This is a genomic window from Ureibacillus sp. FSL W8-0352 (assembly GCF_038004345.1).
In the GTDB taxonomy this organism is placed as follows: Bacteria; Bacillota; Bacilli; order Bacillales_A; family Planococcaceae; genus Ureibacillus; species Ureibacillus thermosphaericus.
Genome location: NZ_JBBOQT010000001.1, coordinates 1,636,932 through 1,658,920, shown reverse-complemented (window position 1 = coordinate 1,658,920; position 21,989 = coordinate 1,636,932). Strand labels below are relative to the sequence as shown.

24 protein-coding genes are annotated in these 21,989 nt (G+C 38.5%); 11 read left to right on the top strand and 13 right to left on the bottom strand.

The window, feature by feature from the left end; genetic code table 11:
• The first annotated feature begins 38 nt into the window (after positions 1-38).
• From NST98_RS08515 to mobB, 3 genes are read left to right on the top strand one after another with little or no spacing between them, the layout of a single operon-like run.
• On the top strand, positions 39-1,055 hold the full coding sequence (locus NST98_RS08515; protein WP_096552578.1) for a MoeB/ThiF family adenylyltransferase: 1,017 nt from the start codon (positions 39-41) through the stop codon (positions 1,053-1,055).
• A gap of 15 nt (positions 1,056-1,070) precedes the next feature.
• Positions 1,071-2,363 (top strand): molybdopterin molybdotransferase MoeA, encoded by a 1,293-nt coding sequence (locus NST98_RS08510; RefSeq protein ID WP_340714911.1) that lies wholly within the window; start codon positions 1,071-1,073, stop codon positions 2,361-2,363.
• The gene (gene mobB / locus NST98_RS08505; RefSeq protein ID WP_340714910.1) at positions 2,324-2,830 is read left to right on the top strand and encodes a molybdopterin-guanine dinucleotide biosynthesis protein B; all 507 of its coding nucleotides are present in this window, start codon (positions 2,324-2,326) and stop codon (positions 2,828-2,830) included. The genes NST98_RS08510 and mobB overlap by 40 nt, the downstream gene beginning before the upstream one ends.
• Before the next feature lie 244 nt (positions 2,831-3,074).
• Here mobB and NST98_RS08500 read toward each other — a convergent pair whose 3' ends face one another.
• Positions 3,075-4,493 (bottom strand): DDE-type integrase/transposase/recombinase, encoded by a 1,419-nt coding sequence (locus NST98_RS08500; RefSeq protein WP_340714909.1) that lies wholly within the window; start codon positions 4,491-4,493, stop codon positions 3,075-3,077.
• 167 nt (positions 4,494-4,660) lie between these two features.
• On the opposite strand from NST98_RS08500, the gene NST98_RS08495 reads away from it, so the two are divergent.
• Positions 4,661-5,119 carry a molybdenum cofactor biosynthesis protein MoaE gene (locus NST98_RS08495; RefSeq protein WP_340435280.1) on the top strand — a complete coding sequence of 153 codons (459 nt, stop codon included), beginning with the start codon at positions 4,661-4,663 and terminating at the stop codon, positions 5,117-5,119.
• Between the two features lie 13 nt (positions 5,120-5,132).
• The gene (moaD, locus tag NST98_RS08490; protein WP_096552044.1) at positions 5,133-5,366 is read left to right on the top strand and encodes a molybdopterin converting factor subunit 1; all 234 of its coding nucleotides are present in this window, start codon (positions 5,133-5,135) and stop codon (positions 5,364-5,366) included.
• 34 nt (positions 5,367-5,400) lie between these two features.
• On the opposite strand, the gene modB is transcribed toward moaD, so the two are convergent.
• From modB to NST98_RS08475, 3 genes are read right to left on the bottom strand one after another with little or no spacing between them, the layout of a single operon-like run.
• Positions 5,401-6,078: a molybdate ABC transporter permease subunit gene (modB, locus tag NST98_RS08485; protein WP_096552042.1), complete on the bottom strand. Its 678-nt coding sequence runs from the start codon at positions 6,076-6,078 to the stop codon at positions 5,401-5,403.
• The gene (modA, locus tag NST98_RS08480) at positions 6,059-6,826 is read right to left on the bottom strand and encodes a molybdate ABC transporter substrate-binding protein (RefSeq protein WP_340714908.1); all 768 of its coding nucleotides are present in this window, start codon (positions 6,824-6,826) and stop codon (positions 6,059-6,061) included. Before modA ends, modB begins: the two co-directional genes overlap by 20 nt.
• Before the next feature lie 18 nt (positions 6,827-6,844).
• Complete coding sequence (locus NST98_RS08475) at positions 6,845-7,918, bottom strand: ABC transporter ATP-binding protein (protein ID WP_340714907.1); 1,074 nt, start codon at positions 7,916-7,918, stop codon at positions 6,845-6,847.
• Positions 7,919-8,101: 183 nt separating this feature from the next.
• On the opposite strand from NST98_RS08475, the gene NST98_RS08470 reads away from it, so the two are divergent.
• Positions 8,102-8,983 carry a S66 peptidase family protein gene (locus tag NST98_RS08470; RefSeq protein WP_340714906.1) on the top strand — a complete coding sequence of 294 codons (882 nt, stop codon included), beginning with the start codon at positions 8,102-8,104 and terminating at the stop codon, positions 8,981-8,983.
• Between the two features lie 350 nt (positions 8,984-9,333).
• Here NST98_RS08470 and NST98_RS08465 read toward each other — a convergent pair whose 3' ends face one another.
• The 4 genes from NST98_RS08465 to NST98_RS08450 all read right to left on the bottom strand — a co-directional run bounded on the left by NST98_RS08465 (position 9,334) and on the right by NST98_RS08450 (position 12,332).
• Entirely contained in the window at positions 9,334-10,206 is an 873-nt protein-coding gene (locus tag NST98_RS08465) for an IS3 family transposase (RefSeq protein ID WP_096550742.1), read from the bottom strand.
• Positions 10,203-10,496 carry a helix-turn-helix domain-containing protein gene (locus tag NST98_RS08460; protein WP_172597841.1) on the bottom strand — a complete coding sequence of 98 codons (294 nt, stop codon included), beginning with the start codon at positions 10,494-10,496 and terminating at the stop codon, positions 10,203-10,205. The genes NST98_RS08465 and NST98_RS08460 overlap by 4 nt, the downstream gene beginning before the upstream one ends.
• 622 nt (positions 10,497-11,118) lie before the next feature.
• Positions 11,119-11,634 carry a DIP1984 family protein gene (locus tag NST98_RS08455; protein ID WP_340714905.1) on the bottom strand — a complete coding sequence of 172 codons (516 nt, stop codon included), beginning with the start codon at positions 11,632-11,634 and terminating at the stop codon, positions 11,119-11,121.
• Complete coding sequence (locus NST98_RS08450; protein ID WP_340714904.1) at positions 11,631-12,332, bottom strand: B3/B4 domain-containing protein; 702 nt, start codon at positions 12,330-12,332, stop codon at positions 11,631-11,633. Before NST98_RS08450 ends, NST98_RS08455 begins: the two co-directional genes overlap by 4 nt.
• A gap of 133 nt (positions 12,333-12,465) precedes the next feature.
• On the opposite strand from NST98_RS08450, the gene queG reads away from it, so the two are divergent.
• A complete protein-coding gene (queG, locus tag NST98_RS08445) occupies positions 12,466-13,602 on the top strand; it encodes a tRNA epoxyqueuosine(34) reductase QueG (protein ID WP_340714903.1) in 1,137 nt (378 codons plus the stop codon).
• A 19-nt stretch (positions 13,603-13,621) separates the two neighbouring features.
• Positions 13,622-14,122: a tRNA (uridine(34)/cytosine(34)/5-carboxymethylaminomethyluridine(34)-2'-O)-methyltransferase TrmL gene (gene trmL, locus NST98_RS08440; protein WP_445684035.1), complete on the top strand. Its 501-nt coding sequence runs from the start codon at positions 13,622-13,624 to the stop codon at positions 14,120-14,122.
• A gap of 175 nt (positions 14,123-14,297) precedes the next feature.
• Here the strand turns inward: trmL and NST98_RS08435 are convergent, their stop codons facing one another.
• Positions 14,298-15,182, bottom strand: coding sequence for a VOC family protein (locus NST98_RS08435; RefSeq protein WP_340714902.1), 885 nt, complete (start codon positions 15,180-15,182; stop codon positions 14,298-14,300).
• A 362-nt stretch (positions 15,183-15,544) separates the two neighbouring features.
• On the opposite strand from NST98_RS08435, the gene NST98_RS08430 reads away from it, so the two are divergent.
• On the top strand, positions 15,545-15,739 hold the full coding sequence (locus NST98_RS08430) for a multidrug ABC transporter ATPase (RefSeq protein ID WP_340714901.1): 195 nt from the start codon (positions 15,545-15,547) through the stop codon (positions 15,737-15,739).
• A 40-nt stretch (positions 15,740-15,779) separates the two neighbouring features.
• On the opposite strand, the gene NST98_RS08425 is transcribed toward NST98_RS08430, so the two are convergent.
• Complete coding sequence (locus NST98_RS08425; protein WP_340714900.1) at positions 15,780-17,390, bottom strand: long-chain fatty acid--CoA ligase; 1,611 nt, start codon at positions 17,388-17,390, stop codon at positions 15,780-15,782.
• A 241-nt stretch (positions 17,391-17,631) separates the two neighbouring features.
• Between NST98_RS08425 and NST98_RS08420 the strand changes: the two genes are divergently transcribed.
• Positions 17,632-18,459: an aldo/keto reductase gene (locus tag NST98_RS08420; protein WP_016838174.1), complete on the top strand. Its 828-nt coding sequence runs from the start codon at positions 17,632-17,634 to the stop codon at positions 18,457-18,459.
• A gap of 405 nt (positions 18,460-18,864) precedes the next feature.
• On the opposite strand, the gene NST98_RS08415 is transcribed toward NST98_RS08420, so the two are convergent.
• The 3 genes from NST98_RS08415 to NST98_RS08405 are packed head-to-tail and all read right to left on the bottom strand — an operon-like array spanning position 18,865 to position 20,666.
• The gene (locus tag NST98_RS08415; protein WP_340714899.1) at positions 18,865-19,713 is read right to left on the bottom strand and encodes an RluA family pseudouridine synthase; all 849 of its coding nucleotides are present in this window, start codon (positions 19,711-19,713) and stop codon (positions 18,865-18,867) included.
• 56 nt (positions 19,714-19,769) lie between these two features.
• Entirely contained in the window at positions 19,770-20,240 is a 471-nt protein-coding gene (locus NST98_RS08410) for a thioredoxin family protein (protein ID WP_340714898.1), read from the bottom strand.
• Positions 20,241-20,666: a disulfide formation protein C gene (locus NST98_RS08405; protein ID WP_016838171.1), complete on the bottom strand. Its 426-nt coding sequence runs from the start codon at positions 20,664-20,666 to the stop codon at positions 20,241-20,243.
• Between the two features lie 195 nt (positions 20,667-20,861).
• On the opposite strand from NST98_RS08405, the gene NST98_RS08400 reads away from it, so the two are divergent.
• Positions 20,862-21,977, top strand: coding sequence for a GAF domain-containing sensor histidine kinase (locus tag NST98_RS08400; RefSeq protein ID WP_340714897.1), 1,116 nt, complete (start codon positions 20,862-20,864; stop codon positions 21,975-21,977).
• Positions 21,978-21,989: the final 12 nt, after the last annotated feature.

Sequence of the window (21,989 nt, the reverse complement as noted above, 5' to 3'; positions counted from 1 at the left end):
AGTTGAAGCAAATTTTTGTAAAGGAAAGATGCGTCATGATGAGTGATCGATATTCAAGACAACAATTATTTCGCCCCATTGGAGAAAAAGGACAGGAGATGCTGAAGCAAAAACACGTCCTGATTGTAGGCATTGGTGCATTGGGCAGCGCATCGGCAGAAGCCTTAGCAAGAGCCGGCGTCGGGAAACTTACCTTGGTGGACCGGGATTATGTGGAGTGGAGCAATTTGCAAAGGCAGCAATTGTACACGGAGCAGGATGCAGAGGAGAAACTGCCTAAAGCGATTGCAGCAAAAAACCGGCTTCAAGCAATCAACTCAAGCATTGAAGTAAAAGGGTATGTACTTGACGCTTTCTCCGAACCATTTGCGGAACTCTTAAAAGATGTGGATGTAATTTTGGATGCAACGGATAATTTTGATGTCCGCTATTTAATCAATGACCTTTCCCAAAAATATTACATACCTTGGATTTATGGTTCCTGTGTGGGAAGCTACGGTGCCACTTACACCATCTTTCCCGGAAAAACCCCTTGCCTTCGCTGTTTGCAAAAGGTCATTACGAATACAGGGCTCACTTGCGACACGATTGGCATCATTAGCCCAGCGGTTCAAATTACCGCAGCCTATCAAGTGGCAGAGGTGTTGAAAATTTTAGTGGGTGATGAAGAGGCGCTGAGAAAGACGTATTTACTCTTTGATGTATGGAAAAATCAGCATTATGAAATCAATGTGGAAAAAATGCAGAATGAGGATTGTCCTTCATGCGGGATGCATCCGACGTTTCCGTTTTTATCTTATGAATCTCAAACGAAATTGGAAGTATTGTGCGGTCGGGATGCGGTGCAAATTCGTCCGGCAAAACCCCTTTCTTATTCTTTGGACGAACTTGCCCATCGCCTGCAAAATTACGGGAGAATCCAAAGAAATCCATTTTTAATTTCATGTCTAATGGAAAATGTTCGAGTGGTGATTTTCAAAGATGGACGCGTCATGATTCATGGCATTCAAGAAATTGAAAAAGCGAAAAGCATTTATTATCGATTATTAGGATAAAGAAGGTGTGTTAAGTTGTTGGAAAAAAGAAATCCCATACCAGTAAGGGAAGCGGTTCATAGGGTAATGGAATTTGCCTTTGAAGCGAAGAAAGAAGTTGTGCCTTTAACGAAAGCGCATGGCCGTTTTTTAGCGGAAGATATTGCGGCAGATATAGATGTTCCAGCCTTTGACCGCTCTCCTTATGACGGTTTTGCAATCCGTTCTATCGATAGTAAGGGTGCAAGCAGGGTCAATCCCGTAATTTTTAAAGTCGTGGGGGAAATTGGTGCAGGATATGTCTTTGAGGGAACGGTGGGCAAGCAAGAAGCGGTAAGAATTATGACGGGCGCTCCGATTCCTAAAGGATGCGATGCTGTGGTGATGCTAGAGTTGACCCAGGAATTTGAAGAAAATGGCCAAAGTTTTATGTCCATTAAACGTCCTTTTGAAGCAGGAACGAATATTTCTTATCGCGGCGAGGAAGTTCGAAAGGGAGAGGCACTCATCGAAAAAGGAGAGTTCATTAACCCTGGAGTGATTGCGTTGCTTGCAACCTTTGGGGTGTCGGATGTGCCTGTTTTCCGAAAACCGGTTGTTGGCGTGATTGCAACAGGCAGCGAACTGGTGGAGCCGGGGGAAGCTTTGCAGCCGGGAAAAATCCGCAACAGCAATGCTTATATGATGATGGCTCAAGTGGAGCGGGCAGGGGGTACGGCAATGTATTTAGGCAAGTTGAAAGATGACCTTGAAGAATGCATTGATGCTGTTTTGAAAGCAATGCAAGAAGTGGATTTATTAATCACTACTGGCGGCGTATCTGTCGGCGATTTTGACAATTTGCCTGCGATTTATAAAGCAATCGGCGCAAAAGTATTGTTTAATAAAGTGGCGATGCGGCCGGGAAGCGTGACAACGGTGGCTGTGAAGGATGAGAAGCTATTGTTTGGGCTTTCCGGAAATCCATCCGCCTGCTACGTTGGATTTGAACTGTTCGTTCGTCCAATTCTTCGGAAAGCATTTGGCTCTAAACGCCCGCACCTAAAAAGAGCCCAGGCCATCTTAGGGGCGGACTTTCCAAAACCAAATCCTTTTACCCGTTTTGTGAGAGGAACAGCTTTTCATGAAAATGGGACATTAAAAGCCATTCCTTCCGGGTTTGATAAATCAAGTGCTGTTTCTTCTTTAGCAAAAGCCAATGCTTTCATTGTACTCCCAGGGGGTTCCCGGGGATATGAAAAGGGAATGCAGGTGGATGTATTGTTGCTTGATGACCAAGAAGGAAGTGAGTGGCCTTGGGACGATTTCGTAAAATCTTACAAATTGTAGGGTATTCTGGCAGCGGAAAAACTACGTTGATGGAAAATCTTATTTCCCAAGCAGCTGCTCAAGGTTTGCGCGTTGGTGCAATTAAACACCACGGGCATGGAGGCATCCCAGTGGAATTCTCTAAAGACAACGTTCGCCATGAACAAGCAGGAGCCTGTGTTGCAGCAGTGGAAGGGCACGGTACATTGCGTTTAAGCATTCATCAGGAGAGCTGGACATTGGATGAAATATTAATGATGTATGATTTGTTTAATCTCGATCTCATTTTGATAGAAGGCTATAAACAGGAACGATTCAGGAAAGTGATTCTTTTGCGAAATCCAGAGGAGATGGAGCTGCTTGAAAAGTTGTCCAATATTTTATGCGTCATCCACTGGCCAACTTGTGTAATAGAGAAAAAGATGGATTATCCTGTTTTCTCCATTGACGAAGAGGAACGGTACATAAAATTTTTGATGGAAGGGTAGTGTCAAAAAATCTATGAAAACTTAGTTTTGGAGGGATGTGATCTAGCGAAACTAGAGGAAATGCCGCCGCAATCGCTCTTGACAAACACGTCAATGGTTTGATTTCGAACCAACAAGGGCGAAGGGAACAAAAAGAAGGCACACCAAAGAAGCCCTTGCCAATTCCCATTTTAAACCATTGACTGGTTCGGTTTGTCAAGAGTTCGCTTCGCCGATGCTGGTAAGGGCTCTGCTAAACAAAAAGTTAGGCAGTTTGCTCTACTAGCCATTGTTGAGCTAAACCAATCAGTTTTGTCCAACGTGCAGGCATATTCGGCAGTCCTTTTAGCTCTGGAATAACTACAGGCACTTTGCCTTCCAGGGCTGAATGTGGCCGCAAGAAATTAAAATAAGCCACAAACAAAGTCACATAAGAAACGGATCCGTGTGTCGATCTGTAATTGCCCTTAAATGTTCGATTCAGTCTTTCAATAATTTGTTTTAGCGGTCTGTATTCCGTTGAAACCTGGTCTTCGTTGGTTAGTCCAATGACCTGCTTCACATCAAACGTAATACCGTGCTGGGCAAAAAAGTGTTGTGCTAAAAGGTAAATCGGATTGCCATCTACGACAAAGGTGAGGTCTTCCGGGATCTCTTTCATCTTCCATAAGGCCTCATCAATCGCACGAATGGCTGATACCGTATCACGATTTGGAGAAACAGGGTAGGACAGAATAATTTTCTTTACCGCATCAAAAAAGAAAAAAAGATAATGCCAACGACCATTCACCTTAATGTATGTTTCGTCTCCGCAGAATTGATCAGAAAGCTCGTAAGGATAATGATCCACATAAGGTTTGAGAAGAAGTGCTACGCTGTTTTCGTAATTCAATATACTCTGGTGAGAGATGGGTACGCCATGAACATCCTTCATCAGTGCAGCTGTTTTCCGAGCCGATAAGCCATAGTTTACATGGTAGGTTAAAATGAGCCCCAATGTGTGCGGTGACACATGAAGCCTGGACAAATCCACTTTTGGCTTCTTAGGTGAATGTTTGGCTAACGGCTGATAATCAATTTGAAACTGACGGAATATGTATCGAACTTTAAAAGACGGAGGATCCTTTTCGAACTGCTTTTTCTCTTTTTTAGACATTCCTTGCAGTTTCTTTTTGTAATACGGACAGTCATTGTTTTTGCACTTAAATACGAGAAAATCTTTTCTTTCCTTGATCTTCTCGAGTGTTTTCGAACAGTGTGGACATTTTAGTATAGCCTCCTTGGCATATTGATTCTTTTTATTAAACAGACACGCACACACCTTGCATTGATACTGTCCTTTACCTCCGTTATTGGCATAAAGATAATCTGACGGAGCACCACACCTTGGACATTTCATGGATGAAGGTACTTTACCTTTTGAATTGGAACGCCTCTGAACAGGTTTGAGAGGTTTCCCGTTCTTCTCCAAATATTCTTTGAGAAGAATTTGATAATCGAGCTTTTGTAGAGTTTCAATGATTGGCAGCTCATCCACCTGGAGTTTTTGATAAGGCTTATTGACAGGCTTTTCAGTTGGCTTATCAAACATGTTTTTTCCAATCAGAAGGGTAAGTAATGTTCGAATCATTTGATCTTGGTACTTGATATATTCAAGCAAATAGGTTAATAATTGAGGTAACAACTTGTCACTTCCTTTATTAGGGATTTTTGAGTGTGTGGTTACCTCATAAATACCCTAATTTTAAGGGGGTGGCAAGTTTTTTTTATATAAAACTAGTTATATCAACAAAAACGTAAGTTTTATTAAGTAATTTTTGACAATACGGATGGAAGAATGGAGGGGAAATCATGGAAACGTCATTGTTTGAAATTGTTGAACATCCCATTGATGTTGAAGAGGTCAGAAAGAAAGTGGTAAACCGCAATGCCGGCGCAATCACCTTATTTGTCGGAACTGTGCGTGAAATGACCAATGGGAAAAAGACGTTATTTTTGGAATATCAAGCATATCCGGAAATGGCGGTAAAAATGTTTGAACAGATTGCAAAAGAAATTAAGGAACGCTGGCCGGAAGCGAAAATCGCCATTACCCATCGAGTGGGCCGGTTGGAAATTACAGAAATTGCTGTAGTCATTGCCGTATCTTCCCCCCATAGGAAAGCAGCATATGAAGCGAATGAATATGCCATTGAGCGAATTAAACAAATTGTGCCAATCTGGAAAAAAGAGCATTGGGAAGACGGCAGCGAATGGATTGGCGATCAATTGGAAAATGTGCCATATGCGGAAGGAAAACCACGATTCTGAGAGGTGAACAAGGATGATTAAGGTATTGTTATTTGCCCACTTGCAAGAAGCTGTTGGACAATCAAAGGTCATGGTAGAGCTAGAGGGCTGCACAGTACAAGATGTGAAGAAATGGATGGAGAAGGAATATCCTCAACTTTCTTTGGAGCAAATGATGGCTGCAGTGAATGAAGAATTTGTCACAGATGATGCAGTCGTAAAAGATGGCGATACCCTTGCCTTCATTCCGCCGATTAGCGGAGGGTGAACTTGAAGCAAATAAAAAGGAGGCCTCTTAAATTTTAGAGCCTCCTTTTATTTTTCAATTGAACCACTAAAAGTAGCGCGAAGGAAAGCAGGAAGATGGATATGCACCACATCCAAGCCCAAGCCATATTGCCTGATTCGATGGCAATATAAATGGCGGTTGGGATAGTTTGCGTTTCTCCCGGAATATTTCCAGCAAACATCAACGTTGCCCCAAATTCCCCCAACGCCCGGGCAAAGCTTAATATGCTTCCGGAGATGAGCGATTTTGAAGCAAGGGGGATAGAAATATACAAGAAAATTCTCCATTCGCTTGCCCCGTCAATTCTTGCGGCATCTTCAATATCTTTGTCGATGGCTTCAAATCCTGCTTTTGCGGATTGATACATTAAAGGGAAAGCGACGACCACCGCTGCAATTACCGCTGCATACCAAGTGAAAATGACGGGCTGCTGAAATAACCACTCTAAAAATTGTCCCACTGGGCTGTTTTTCCCAAAAATCACAATAAGGAAAAAGCCGACAACGGTTGGAGGAAGCACCATCGGAAGCAGAAGAAACGTTTCTAGCAGAACTTTCCCTCTAAAATTTTTCCGCGAGAGCAACCTTCCGGCAATCGTTCCAAAGACGATTACAATCATTCCTGCAATGGCAGCCGTTTTAATAGATAGCCAAACCGGAGTCCAAAATTCTTTATTTAACAATAAATCCATAGGCTTCAAACACCTTTATTGCATTTTCGCTTTGCAAATATTGATAAAAGGATTTGGCTGCATCATAATTTTGTGATTCCTTGATGACCCCAACAGGATACATTATTGGCGCATGGATGCTTTCATCTGCTGTTGCTGCAATTTTGACTTTATCGGAAACTAATGCATCCGTTTTATAAACAATGCCTGCATCCACATTGCCCGTCTCCACATAGGACAACACTTGTCGGACATCTTTTGCATACACCAATTTGGATTCCACAGCTTCCCATAAATTCATCCGTTCAAGGGTTTCTTTTGCGTATAGGCCGGCTGGGACAGTTTCAGGCGTTCCAATGGACATTTTATGGATTTCTTCAGCTGCAAGGTCTTCAAAACGTTTAATGGAAGAATTGTTTTTGGGAACAATTAATGCAAGTTCATTTCCAAGCAGGTTGGTACCTTCTTCTATAATGCCTTTTTCAGCAAGTTCGTTATAGGGCTCTATTGCCGCAGAGAAGAATAAATCGACAGGCGCCCCTTGAAGGATTTGCTGCTTAAGAGAACCAGAAGAGCCGTAATTGAAGGTTAAGGAAACATCCGGATGTTCCTTTTCGTAGTGCTGTTTTATTTCATCTAAAGCATCCTTTAAACTAGCTGCTGCGGATACCGTAAGTTTAACCTCTTTACTTTCCTGGTCGGAGTTCGAACATGCTGCAAGAATGAAAGAACATAACAAAATTGTCGTGAACATGCACAATTTTTTCATCAACAATTACCCCAGTCTTTAAAAAATCCGATTTTTTGTTTGGCTTTCAAAAAAATGTATTTTCTCTAAATCTATTGATAAGGTGTGAGGTTGTCCAACTTGAACATTCGCTGTTGGTTTCAATCGGGCGGTGAAGGGCTGCTCTCCTAATTTGAAGTGGACAAGAACTTCAGCACCTAAAGATTCAACGATTTCTGCTTTTGCTTGGAAACTGATGCCTCTTTTTGGATTGAATGAAAAATCTTCCGGCCGAATTCCGATGATGATTTCTTGCTGATTGTAATCTTCTAAAAGAGTCAATTGACTTTCTAATAGAGGAATTGAAAGGGAGTCGATTTGAATTTTTCCGTTATTTATGATGCCGTTGAAAAAGTTCATGCTTGGTGAGCCGATGAACCCTGCCACAAATACATTTTTTGGCCGATTGTATATTTCCTGCGGTGTTCCGATTTGTTGGATAGTTCCTTGATTCATGACGACAAGGCGAGTAGCCATCGTCATAGCTTCAGCTTGGTCATGGGTTACATAAAGGGTTGTTGTTTTTAGGTGTTGATGGAGTTGAATGAGCTCTTTTCGCATTTTTATGCGTAGTTGAGCATCTAAGTTGGAAAGGGGTTCATCCATTAACAAAAGGTTGGCATCCCGGATAATGGCCCGTCCAATGGCTATGCGCTGCAGCTGCCCTCCTGAAAGTTCATTAGGCTTTCGTTTTAATAAATCTTCAATATGCAAAAGTTTAGCAATATTTTGGATGCGAGATTCAATTTCCTCTTTTGGGGTTTTCCGGCTTTTTAATCCGAAGGCCAAATTGTGGTAAACATTCATATGGGGATAAAGGGCAAAATTTTGAAAGACAAAGGAAACATTGCGTTCCTTTGGTGAAAGATGATTGATGCATTGCCCATCCATGATAATTTGTCCGTGGGAAGGCTCCTCCAACCCTGCAATAAGTCGCAATAGAGTCGATTTACCGCAGCCGGAAGGACCAACAATCACAATAAATTCCTGATCTTGAATCTCAAAATTGACATCCTTAATAGCATCGAATTGGTGATAGGCTTTGTGCAGATGCTCTAATTTTAACTTGACCATGTTACTCATCCTTTGGAGGTTGGAATGAATAGTTACAAAGATTGTATAATAATTAATGACGAATTTAAAGGAAAAAATTGTTAATGATTTGTTTTAGTCCAAAGAAATCGGATTTATGTAATGGTTTTTTCTGAGGCAATTTTGTTAATATAACTTTAGTAAAAAGAACGCAGGAGGAAATCCATGATTATACGACCGAAGCATTTAAACAAAGGAGATACAGTTGGAGTGATTGCCCTTAGCAATCCGATGGATGTAGAAAGTTTGCAAAATCCCTTATCGATCTTTAGTGAAATGGGATTACAATACAAATTAGGACAAACCATCGGACTTTCTGGAAAGTACTTGGCAGGAACAGATGAAGAGCGGGTGCAGGATTTGCATCAAATGATTATCGATCCGGAAGTAAAGGCGATTTTTTGCGTGACAGACGGATATGGCGCTGCAAGAATAGCTGATCAAATTGACTATCCATTGCTTGCTGAACATCCTAAAATTTTTTGGGGATGTTCAGATATCACGTTTTTACATATTGCCTTTCATCAGTTTTCCAATGTGGCAACCTTCCACGGACCTGCTCTTTCAAAAATTGCAGATGAACAATCGAAAAAAATGTTTTACCAATTATTTACACCTTACGAAATTTTTTATGATGAAAGCCTTTCGCCGCTTGTGAGCATTATTCCTGGCGCGGTTCGGGGAGAAATTATCGGCGGGAACTTGCGAAGAATTGTGGATACCCTTGGCACAAAATTTGAAATTAATACGCTTGGCAAAATTTTGCTTTTGGAAGAAGCAGATTTGCAGATTGAAGAAATCGACCGTTTGCTGAATCAGTTGAGGCTTGCAGGAAAGTTAAAAGAAGCAAGCGGCTTTGCAATTGGAAGTGTTGGTAAGGAAGACATATTAGCTTTATTCAAGGAATATTTATCCCCATATAAAAAGCCAGCAGTAGCGGGATTCAACATTGGGCATTCGAAGCCAAACATCGGTATTCCACTAGGGGTTGAAGTGATTTTGGATGCGGATGAGAAATTGCTGCGGCTCTTGCCAGGAGTGGAATAAGCGTTAGAGGTAAGTTACATGGATTGGCTAAAAATACTGTCTTTAATTTGTATCGCACTCGGATTTATTATAGGTATTTACGGTTTGAAGAAAAGATCTATATTGACCATTATTTCAGGGATTTCCTTTTTACTAATTCCGATTTTCTTTTCATTTGGATGGTATGGATTTATTTTATTCTTTCCTCCGTTAGTGTTTGTTTTTTCCAATAACAAATCGAAAAAGTAGAAGGCTGGATAATCGCCGGCTTTAGCAAAATAATCGCCAAAGCGTAAAAGTTAATCGCCACCTAGGATATGCTCATGCTCCTGTCAAGTAGACATTTTTATCCGCCCCGTATTAATCCAAATTTATGCTGCTTTTGTTCTATATTCCATCGGGCTCATTTTTAGTTTAGTTACGATACGTTTGGTGTTATAATAATTAATATAGTTTTCTACTGCTTCGTAAATTTCTCGTACAGTTTCGGGTTGACTAAAACATCCAAGTTCAACCTTCAGATGACTAAAGAAATTTTCAATGCAGGCATTGTCCCAGCAGTTGCCTCTGCGGGACATGGATTGAGTTATCTCCATCTCACGGAGATACTCTTGATAATCGGGATTAGTAAAGTGAGTGCCTTGGTCACTATGGAGAATCGCTCCTTTACTATATCCCCTTTTTTTAAGCATTTCTAAGGCGCGATACACTAATTTCATTTCCAAACTTGTCCCCATTGAATAAGCCACGATTTCCTCATTAAATAAGTCTTTAATGGCACAGAGATATACCCATTTTTGACGTCCTCTTTTCACGCGAATATACGTAATATCAATGGAAAACTTTACTCCTTCTCGAATGGCTTTGAAGTTACGGCTAAGAAGATTGGGAATTTTTCCATGAACACTTGGACGATATCTAAATTTCTTTTGGCGAATTTTGCATACCAATCCATATTTCCTCATTAAACGGGCAATCCGTTTTTCATTGATGACTAACCCATATTGTCTTTCCAATTCAATTTTGATTCGTTTTCTCCCCACAGTACCACGGTGATCGTTAAACACCTTTAGGATATAAGGGATTAACCGTTCATCAATTTGATCACGATGTTTTTCTCCATTTCTCTTTAACCATTTATAATAACCCGCACGGGATACATTGGCGATTTCCGCTAAAATAGAAATCGGATATTGTTCTGCGTAAGCGTGAATAAAGGCAAATTGTTGTTCTTTATCATTCACCCCTTTCTTAGATCTAACAACTTTTTTAAGTATTCGTTCTCCAACTGTAATAGAAGATATTTTTCTTCCAAAGATTTTTCAACAGGCGACTGTTTCTGTTTAGCTACTTTTTCTCTTTTGGTTAAGAGAGCTTCATAGCCTCCTTCTTTCACAATTTTCACCCATTCAGAGACTCTTCTCCGATGAATGTTATATATTTTAGCTACCTCTGTGGAAGAATACCCTTCGAAATATTTTTCAATGACTTGTTTTTTGAATTCAAATGTGTAATATCGATATTTTTTCGCCATTTCCATATCCTCCATTCATGTACGAAGTACGCCACCATTGACACCTACCTGATTGTCCGTAGTGATTGTAGATTGCAGATGATCTCAAAAAATAGCTCCTTGCGCTCACTCCGTTTGTCATTGTACTACGGACAAATCGATTCTAAGTACTTGTTGGCGGGGCCCCGACCCCATCCACCAAGTACTAAGAATCGTGGTAGGTGTCAATGGCATTGCAGCTACGCTGTGGCTTTTTAATAAACCCAATAAATTCCCACATTTTATATTTATTATGCTCATCTTATGGGCGCTTTAATGTGTAAACTTTACAGGTATAATAGCAATAAGATAATCGCCAAACGAAAAAAATAGAGCCTTAGAAGAAATCGCCAATCGAAAAAGCCTTGCCCAAAGAAAAAGGCTGTTTAGAAAGAAAAATCTTCCTAAACAGCCTATTGTTATAACGGCTGCACCAAAAAAACTAGGTATCTTGTTTGACTTCCTTTGCGTTAGTTGGTCATTAGTTACAGGTTATATAGTAACAGGTTAATGGTTATTGGTTTGCCATTTATGCACTATATCAAGTTTGACAGCCGTTATACCTCGGGGAGGACTCTCACCGCCCCGAGGAAATGATTTTGTTTTAGAAATAATTGGAATCATCAAATTCAATATGAACTTCATAGTTTTTGGCATTAATTAAATTAGATAGGCGGTGCGCTTCTTTTTCGAGCTGGTTTGCCCGCTCACGATATTCGCGTGGATCGTACATGGCAACTTCGTATAGAACAACTCCTTCACCAGTCGAAGTGTAGATTTTTTCCTTTTCAGAGTTGCCTAAATTTTTGTATAAGGAAACCTCTGCCCGCAATTGAGTAGCAAGTTCGATAGCTTCAACAATGGGCATAACTTCCCCTTTAAATTCGATTGTATTTTCAATATTCGCCCGATAAATCAGTTTGTCTAATGTGCGGATATCTTTTCTCACTTGTGCCAGCTCTGCTTCAATTTCTTTTAAAGAACGGCCCGTTTGTTTTGGTGTTTCACCTTTTTCAACGACGACATGAGCATTTTTTTGAAACTCATACACTAATTCTTGAACTTTTTTCGTTAAAATGCTTTTTAATTTGATTCCTTCTGCCAGTGGAATAGTTTTCATTTTTTCACCTCAATCGTTACGCTCGGATTATCGGCGGATAATAATGCGGTCGTAAATTCTCCCCCTGCAACTTGTGTAAACATTTTACCGCAAGATGAAAGGAGTTTGTTGCAATAGTCTTCTTCTAAAGATGGACGTAAATAAAAAATTTGCAATGCTTCCGTAGTCTCTTCCGTAACGCTTGTTCTGACTGAATCGACAAATGGACTTCCAAAAGCCCCTTTTTCATCTTTGCTATATAAAATATTTGTTAATTTGTTATATCGGCCATTTAATCCATCATAGCCGGTTTCACTATTTCCTAAGTTAATTTCAACGTCCCCTACAATATGATCGACATCGTAAATACCAATAGGAATTTCATGTTCTAGCGAAAAGAAATTATTTAAATCCACCGCTAAATGAACAGGAGATAAATAGTTTTGTTTCGCAATTCTCCGCATTAAACTTTCAGCAGAATGACGGTAACGGTTCGGATCAGCACCTAACGCTTTCCAAACGGTTCTCCATTCTTTAATACCTGGACGTTCTGTTACAGGAGATTCTTGCAGTTCAAAAAATAAATTTTCTTGAAATAATTGCATTCGTCCTTTCAACATTTGAGGCGATTGTGATACAACAATTTTGTTATAATGAATAATGCCGATTTTTAGTTGCGGGACTTGAGAAAATAGTTCTTTATTGATTGAAAGGTTCATTAACATTCACCTGCCAATTATTTGTAAACCTATTGTACCATAAATGAAAAGGAAAGTAGATTGATTCTCAATAGACTTTGAATGATGTGAACGAGGGGAGGTGCAATTGCGACTTTTTCATCGCGATTAGAATATGAATGTAGAACAATTGAAAATGGATTTAATTGAATATGCGAAGTCCATCGGGGTAGATAAAATCGGATTTACCACAGCGTCTCCCTTTCAAGAAATGAAAAATCGTTTGAAAAGGCAACAGGAATTGAATTATCAATCCGGCTTTGAAGAAGAGGATATCGAGAAGCGAACAGAGCCAAAGAAGCTATTGCCTGAAGGAGAAAGCATTATTGCGATTGCTTTAGCTTATCCATCTAAAATGAAAAATCCCCCAACTGGTAAAAAAGGTGAACGGAGAGGGATTTTTGCAAGAGCATCTTGGGGATTGGATTATCATGTGGCAGTAAAACAACGACTAGAATTGATGGAACAATGGCTACGAGAAAGAGTTCCCAATGTCTCGGTTAAGTCGATGGTCGATACGGGTGAGCTTGTAGACCGTGCTGTTGCAGAACGAGCGGGGATTGGTTGGAGCGGGAAAAACTGCTCGATTATTACCCCTGAATTCGGTTCATATGTCTATTTAGGAGAAATGATTACAAATATTCCATTTCCACCAGATTCTCCGATTGAAAATGAATGCGGCGATTGCAGGTTATGCCTAGATGTTTGCCCGACTGGTGCATTAGTAGAACCTGGTCAATTAAATGCAAAACGCTGTATTGCCTTTATAACACAGACGAAAGATGTTGTACCGGATGAATTTCGAACAAAAATTGGAAACCGAGTATATGGCTGTGATACATGTCAAACGGTTTGTCCAAAAAATAAGGGGAAGACGAATTGGATTCATGATGAATTTTTGCCAGATCCTGAACTGGCAAAGCCGCTCCTCGTTCCACTGTTGAAACTTTCGAATAAAGAATTTAAAAACAAATTCGGTACAATGGCGGGTTCATGGCGAGGGAAAAAACCCATTCAGCGAAATGCAATCCTTGCACTGGCTCATTTTAAAGAACAATCAGCCGTGCCAGAGTTAATTGAATTATTGAAAAAGGATGAACGTCCTGTCATTCGGGGTACTAGTGCATGGGCTCTCGGGAAAATTGGTGGAGAGAAGGCAAAAGATGCATTGCTTGAAGCATATCATCAAGAAAAAGATGAAGAAGTGCTGCGTGAAATAAAAAAAGGGCTGGAACTAGTGGAAAGAGGCTAGCCCTTATTCCAAATAAAAGATGTATAAAAGAAGGAAGTGTCTAGTTTTGCCATTACATATCGTATTATATCAACCCGAAATTCCAGCTAATACAGGAAACATTGCACGTACTTGTGCTGCTACGAATACAACTTTGCATTTAATTCATCCTCTAGGGTTTTCTACTGACGATAAAATGTTGAAACGTGCAGGATTAGATTATTGGGAACATGTCAATATCCTGTACCATGACTCTTTAGAAGATTTTCTCGAATATGCAAAGGATGGGGAATTATATTTAATCGAAACGTATAGCGATGAGCCTTATACAACTCATGATTTTAGCGATAGGGAAAAAGACATTTATTTCATGTTCGGGAGAGAAACGTCTGGTTTGCCGAAAGATTTTGCATACGAACGTCGCGATAAAGTGCTAAGAATTCCTCAAACAGATAAAGTGCGTTCTTTGAATTTATCGAACTCGGCAGCCATCATCATTTACGAAGCATTACGCCAACAAAATTTCCCTGGGCTAAAATAAATTGCAAAGGGATGGTCTGAAAAAATGAAATGCTCCCTATTAAATCATCTATACAAATAGGGAGCTTTTACAAATGTCCAAAAGACGGCCAGTTTGCGACGAGGATAGGGGAAACTTGCTTCAACTAGAAAGGAGGTGTCTGGAAGTTTTCGACTTTCAAGACACCTTTTAATATTTATTCGCCATCCAATGTAAAAACAATGCGGATTCCTGAAGGATCAATGGTAGAAAACTCTTGATGGCCTCCATATTTTGAAGCTCCTTCAAATCGTTCAACAACATACCCCATTTCTTTTAAATTACCTTTAATTTTTTCTGCTTGTTCCTCGTTATCCAGCACTAATGTATAGGATTTTAAACCAACACTTTTTTCACTAGAAGGAGAACCTCCTAAGCTCTCCCAAGTGTTTAATCCAATGTGATGATGGTATTTTCCAGTGGAAATGAATAACGCCTGGCTTCCATATCTTGTAACAACTTCAAAACCTAAAGCTTTTGTATAAAATTCTTCTGATTTTAAAAGATCAGATACAGATAAATGAATATGCCCCATCACTGTTCCTTTAGGTAATCCATTCCAATGACCATCCGCTAAATCAAGAAGGGAACGGAAATTAACGGGTTCTGTTGTCATATAAACGGTATTTTCATTCCAAAACCACTGTGCTTCTGGACGGTCTGCATACACTTCAATGCCATTTCCGTCCGGATCGTATAAATAAATGGCTTCGCTCACATGATGGTCACCTGCACCAATTTGAACATTTAGTTGAGAAATATGTTGAAGGAAATTTCCTAAATCCTTTCTAGTAGGGAGCAATATCGCAAAATGATAAAGACCAGTTTGACCTCTCTGTAAAGGAAGTGCATTGTCTACTTGCTCAATGGAAAGAATGCTTGTTTTTCCATCTGTTGTAAAAGCAGCTGCTTTTTCGGTTTGCTCCAACACGTCAAAGCCAATAACATTTTTGTAATATTCTAAAGAGCGATCTAGATTTGATACCTTTATTTGAACGTGAGAAACATATGTGTTTGGTTTTTTATGAAAATGTGTCGCCATACAAAGTCTCCTTAAAGTGATATTAATCAATCAACTTACTTTATGTAACTAAGTTTATTTTGTTAAGTATAAAAAGTCAAGACATAAAACAAAAAGGCAACCCTAAAATAGGATTGCCTTTTTTCGTATTTCGAATGATAAGAGATTATTCTTCAGTGTAATCTCCTTCACGTCCAGCAGTTAAAATAGCTGTGAGAAATGAAGCACATACTACTAGTAGTAAAACAGTACCCATGGAAGTATACCTCCTAAGTAAATGTTATCTCTAATTTAGTATAGCTTAAATAAATTTACTTTACTATATCATTTTTTTGAAGGATTTGTTCACAATAACTCATATAAACAATTGGGAGGTTACTTCTGTGGAAAACAAAAATGAAATGCCAGTTAGCGGGCATATGACGAATAATCTAGAAGATTGTATTTGGCTTGGGAAACAAATGGAACGATTGCGGGATGGGGAGCAGTTAGAAGATGACCATCGAATTCCAGATCCAATTCAATCAGATGTTGTAGATCATTCAAATAAAGATGAAAGATTGAAAAGAAAAAATTAAATAGAAGGGGCAAATTTACAAAGATTCGCCCCTTAGTTTATTATGCATTCACTTTATAATTCTTTAATTCTTCTCGTAGTTTGGCTTTTAAGAATTTACCAACGGATGTTTTTGGAATCTCTTTTAAGAATACAATGTCATCCGGAATCCACCATTTCGCAAATTGATCTTTTAAATAATCGAGTAGTTCTTCTTTTGTAGCTTGTTTTCCTTCTTTTAATACAACGCATGCAAGTGGACGCTCTTGCCATTTTTCATGAGGAATGGCGATGACCGCTGCTTCTAATACAGCTTCGTGAGTCATGAGGGCATTTTCCAAATCGACAGATGAAATCCATTCGCCTCCGCTTTTGATTAAATCTTTTGTACGGTCAGTAATTTTGATATAACCTTCTGGTGTGACAACTGCAATGTCTCCAGTATACAACCACCCATCACGGAATGCTTCTTTTGTTCGTTCATCTTTATAATATTCATGGGCAATCCAAGGACCTCGAATCCGCAGTTCGCCCATCGTTTTTCCATCCCATGGAACTTCTCCTTGGTCATTTACTACTTCCGTATCAAGAAGTGGAACAGTAAGGCCTTGTGTTGCACGGATATTTAATTTTTCTTCCCGCGTCCAATCTTCCATTGCGGATGTATAGTTGGAAAGAGAAACAAGTGGTGTTGTCTCGGTCATACCGTATCCAATAACGTACGGAACATTGTATTTATCTTCAAATGCTTGAATTAACCCTTTTGGCGAAGCAGAACCTCCCGATACAATAGCTTTTAGGGAAGAAATATCGCGAGGATTTTTTTCCTGTTCTTGAAGTACGCCAAGCCAAATAGTTGGAACACCTGCTGTTAACGTCACTTTTTCTTGTTCAATTAAATCAAGTAGTAAACTAGGTGAAAAGTGAGGACCTGGTAATACTTGCGTTGACCCATAATTTACTCCAGCAAATGGCATTCCCCATGCATTCACGTGGAACATTGGAACAACCGGCATGATAATGTCTCTTTCGGTAATTCCCATTCCGTCTGCTAAACCAAGTGCCATACTATGAAGTACTAATCCGCGATGAGTGTAAACGACACCTTTTGGCATTCCAGTAGTTGCACTAGTGTAACAAATTCCTGCTGGTGAGTTTTCATCTAAATCATTCGGAAATTCAAATTCATCTGCTTCTTCTATAAGATGTTCATAAGAATAGACATTCGGGAAAGAGGATTCAGGAACGGTTTTATCATCTTGCATGACAACAATATGTTTAACCGTTTTTAAGTAAGGAATCGCTTTTTCAAGTAGTGGGAATAGATCTCCATCGACTAACAAAATTTCATCTTCCGCATGATTAATCACATAAATGATATGTTCTGGCGAAAGGCGAATGTTAATCATGTGCAAAACGGCTCCGGCACAAGGAACTGCAAAATATGCTTCTAAATGCCGGTGATGATTCCAAGCAAAAGTACCAACTTTTGTTCCGCGTTTCATCCCAAGCTTTGTGAGAGCGCTTGCAAGTTTTCTTGTGCGTTTGACATAGTCTTTGTAAGGAATGCGGTGAATTGTGTCTGGGCTTGTACGCGAAATAATCAACTTTTCAGGAAAGTAGCGCTCAGCCCGTTTTAAAAAACTCGTTAATAATAAAGGTGTGTCCATCATCTTTACATCATCCCCCTTGTTTTTTTTCCCTTTCAATAAATATATTTAGAAGAATACTACATTATTACTAAAAAATGTGACGTATTATAGAATATTTTAACTTTAAAGAGAAAATAATGCTATGAATTTATTAGGAAGTTTCTATTAATTTTAATTCCTATAATATTGATGGATTAGATAATTTTTTTATTTATATTTTTCAGTTTATAATGAGGTTAATGAATGTAAGGGGAGTGATTTTATGGCAATACCGTCAAAAACATTAGCCAATGGTTTAGAGATGCCTTACTTAGGATTAGGCGTGTATAAAATGGAAGATCATGAAGAAGCTTTAAATGCAATGGCTACAGCGTTAAAGTTAGGCTATCGAGCAATTGATACAGCTTCACTATATAACAATGAAAGAGAAGTGGGAGAAGCGATACGAGCTAGCGGCATCCCACGTGAGGAAATTTTTGTAACAACTAAGGTATGGAACAATGATCAAGGTTATGACGAAACGCTTCGAGCATTTGAAACTTCATTGAAAAAATTGGGGCTAGATTACGTGGATCTTTATTTAACTCACTGGCCTGTTGAAGATAAGTTTATCGATACTTATCGTGCCATTGAGCGTCTGTATGAGGAAAAATTAATCCGAGTACCAGGTGTATCAAATCACCATCAACATCATTTAGAAAAAATCTTCGCAAAAGCAAATGTGAAGCCAATGGTAAATCAAGTTGAGTGCCATCCGTATTTGCAACAAGATGAATTAAGAGCATTTTGCCGCGAACATGAGATTGCCGTGACTGCATGGTCACCAATTGGCAAAGGTCGCCTATTAAATGATAACACTTTAGTAAAACTCGCTGAAAAGTATGGAAAAACTCCAGCACAAATCGTTTTACGTTGGCATTATCAAAATGATACAATTACAATTCCAAAATCAGTAACACCAAGCCGCATTGCCGAAAATATGCAAATTTTCGACTTTGAATTATCAAATGAAGATATGCTTGAAATAAAAATGATTAATAAAAATGAGCGATATGGACAAAATCCTGATAATTTCCATTTTGATTTTTAAGGGAAATAAAAAGCGAATCTAGGATGGCTATTATTTTAATATGATTGACTATTATTCTTTTTGGATTGACTAATATTAAATTGAGTTTGGCTAATATCCTATTTTTTCAACAATACTTTTGATGGATTGGCTAATAAATTAATGAGTTTGACTATAAATCAACAGCATTTGACTATTATCTGCCCAACTTTGACTATAATAGCAAAATTATGAAGCTTTAACGAATAGCTATCAACTTCATAAATTTGACTATTAACTTATTGTGAATGGCTATTATAGTCATTCGTTTGACTATTATTTTCCCTTAATAATCTTTTAATTCAATAGTATGATTAAAATAAGAGAAGGCTGTTAGAAAAATTCATTTTCTAAACAGCCTTATAAATTTTTCATTCTGCGGAAAGATTAAGAACTTGCTTTATCATTAACAATGATACGTTTATCTAGAAAAGGATGTTCAAATTCTAATTGAATGGCATGAAGTTCATAATCGCCCTTCGAAGTTTTACGAGCATTGTACATTACATCGCCTACAATAGGATGGCCGATATGAGCCATGTGGACGCGGATTTGATGGGTTCTGCCTGTTTCTAATTGTAAATGAACAACTGTTGAATGTTCTTTTCGTTTCACAACCTTAAAGTGAGTGACAGCATGTTGACCAGTTTTTGAAACGATTCGTCGTGTAGGATGATGACGATCTTTTCCGATTGGTGCATTAATGGTTCCACGATCTTTTTTTATGATTCCTTGGACTTCCGCTTCATAAGTTCGAACGATGGATTTTTCTTCAATCATTCGGTCAAATACTGATTTTGCAATGGGATGTTTTGCAACAATTAATAGACCTTTTGTTCCTTGGTCTAGCCGATGAACGTGCTCTGCGTATTGTAACCCTTTATCTTTCATATAAGCCATTACGTGATTCATGCAAGTATTGTGATCGTCCCTGTCGTTCGGATGTGTACTCATTCCTTTAGGTTTTGAAACAATTAAAATATGATCATCTTCGTATTTTATTTCGATTTCACATTGTTTCGTTGGGGAATAGTTGGATTTCGGGACGCTAAAAATAAAAAATAGCATTGTTCCTTTTGATAATGGTTCATTCCATTTAACTGCTTCACCATCTGTATTTTTCACAGCTTTCGCCATTCGTAGTTCATGAACGAGTTTTTTTCCTAGTTTCCATTTTTCGCGCAACAAAGTTTCTACCGTTAATCCATCTTGCGAAATTTCATAGTGAAAATGCATACGTTTTCCTCCAAAGAAAAATCGTGTCCATATAAAGAACACGATTTCCATTTTACTTATTTTAATACCACTTCTTCAAAGAATTTGCGAATGTTTTCATCAGGATGTGCTCCTACCATTCGCTGAACTTCTTTTCCATCCTCGAAATAAATTAGCGTTGGTGTATATTCAACGTTATACTCGTCCCAGCCTTTTTCATATTCTAAGATGTTTAATTGATCGATATGAACATTCATTTCTTTCGCAATTGGCATGAGTCGAGGCGTCATTTCTTTACAATGTGGACATTCAGGACTAAATAAATAAGCTACAACTGGTTCACCTAATGCAATTTTTTCTCTAAGAGCATCTGGCAAAATAATATTTTGATAATTTTCATCATCTAATAAATCAATTGTAGATTGTTTTAAATTGTCTGTGCCATAAGGATTGTTTTCTAACTTGCTTTTGTTTGATAAATTTGTTAACACAATAATCACTGCAAATAAAATTACAACGATTGCTGCAAGAATTCCAAGCTTTTTCAACTATTTGTCCTCCTTCAAAACCTTTAACATATAAAAACTAGTAATTGCAATTAAGATAAATGCAACTAACGCTAAAAATGGAATCGTAATGAAACCAAACCAGTTAATATATTGGCCTGTACATGGTACTCGTCCACAAGCTGGTGCATGTTGCGATAAAAAGTCCAATTTTTGAATTCCATAATGGTATAGGGAAATCGTTCCACCAATGCAAGAAAATACGGCTGTTGTTACCGCAATCCGAGCATTTTTTTGTAAATATGCCACAAGGGAAATGAGTACAATTGGATACATTAATATCCGTTGATACCAACAAAGTTCACATGGTTCATAACCCCGAACTTCGGAAAAATATAAAGAACCTAGTGTTGCTACCAAAGAGACTAACCATACAAATAGCAAACTATTCTCTAATTTTTTGCTCATTATTACTCTCCTAAAAGATTTAATCTGTGCAGTTTGATTATAAATTGTTTTGACTTCGAAGTAAATGAATTCATATGAATAGAACGATAAAGTTCGAGAAATTGGAAATTCATTCAAAAGTCTTAGAGTTGAACGAATGCGAGGGAAAAAGGTGAATGTTATGATTAAACTACAAAGTGTTTGTTGAGGTGCTATATGGTAGTAAATGATCATTCCAATATTACATTATTAAAAGAAATTGCGGAACTGCTTAATGAAGAAACAGAATTAATACCAATGCTAAAAGGAGCACTTAAAAAATTTTTAGCAGGAACTAATTTTTCGACAGGATGGATTTTCTTTATTAATGAAAAAGGAAAGATTGATCTTGTAGTCCATGAGAATTTGCCGGATGGGTTATGTTACAATGACTGCCAATATTTAAAAAAGGGTGGTTGTTGGTGTGTTTCTCGATTCCGACGCAATGAGCTAAAAAAAGCATCAAATATTATTGAATGTCAAAGAATTGAAAATGCCATCGAGGCAAAGGTGGGCGATACGGCAGGAATTACTCATCATGCAACGGTGCCATTACAATCAGGGAATGAACGATTTGGGATATTAAATGTCGCCACTCCCAATACGGTCGTTTTTACAGAAGAAGAGTTAGAATTGCTAGAATCTGTAGCTTTCCAAATGGGTTCTGCCATTAAACGTATTTATTTGACGAAACAAGAACAAGAAATGGCATTGGTTCGAGAGCGAAATCGGTTGGCTCGCGACCTGCATGATTCTGTAAATCAGTTGTTATTTTCTGTCACGTTAACGGCTCGCGCTGGAATTGAGATGACTGATAATATTGAAATCAAGGAAACCTTTAAAGAAATTCAAAATTTGACGCAGTCCGCATTAACAGAAATGAGGGCCCTTATTTGGCAATTAAGGCCTCAAGGATTGGAAAGTGGACTAATTGATGCAATAAAAGCTTACGCAGAAATGTTAAAGATCAAATTAACGATTAATGTATCAGGAGTCATTCAATTTCCTTCAAGAGTAGAAGAAACATTATTCCGAATCACTCAAGAAGCTTTAAATAATGTCCGAAAACATTCGGGCGTGATGGAAGCAATGATTTATTTAACGGTGACACAAACAGATATTTTACTCGTTATAAAAGACGAGGGTAGAGGTTTTAAAATTGATCAAAACATGAATATCCCTTCCATTGGATTGCAATCGATTCGAGATCGAGCAACTGCAATTGGCGGCACAGCTGAATGGGTATCGGAGATTGGAAAAGGGACCGAATTGTTCGTTCGATTACCTTATTGAGGAGGGAAGCAG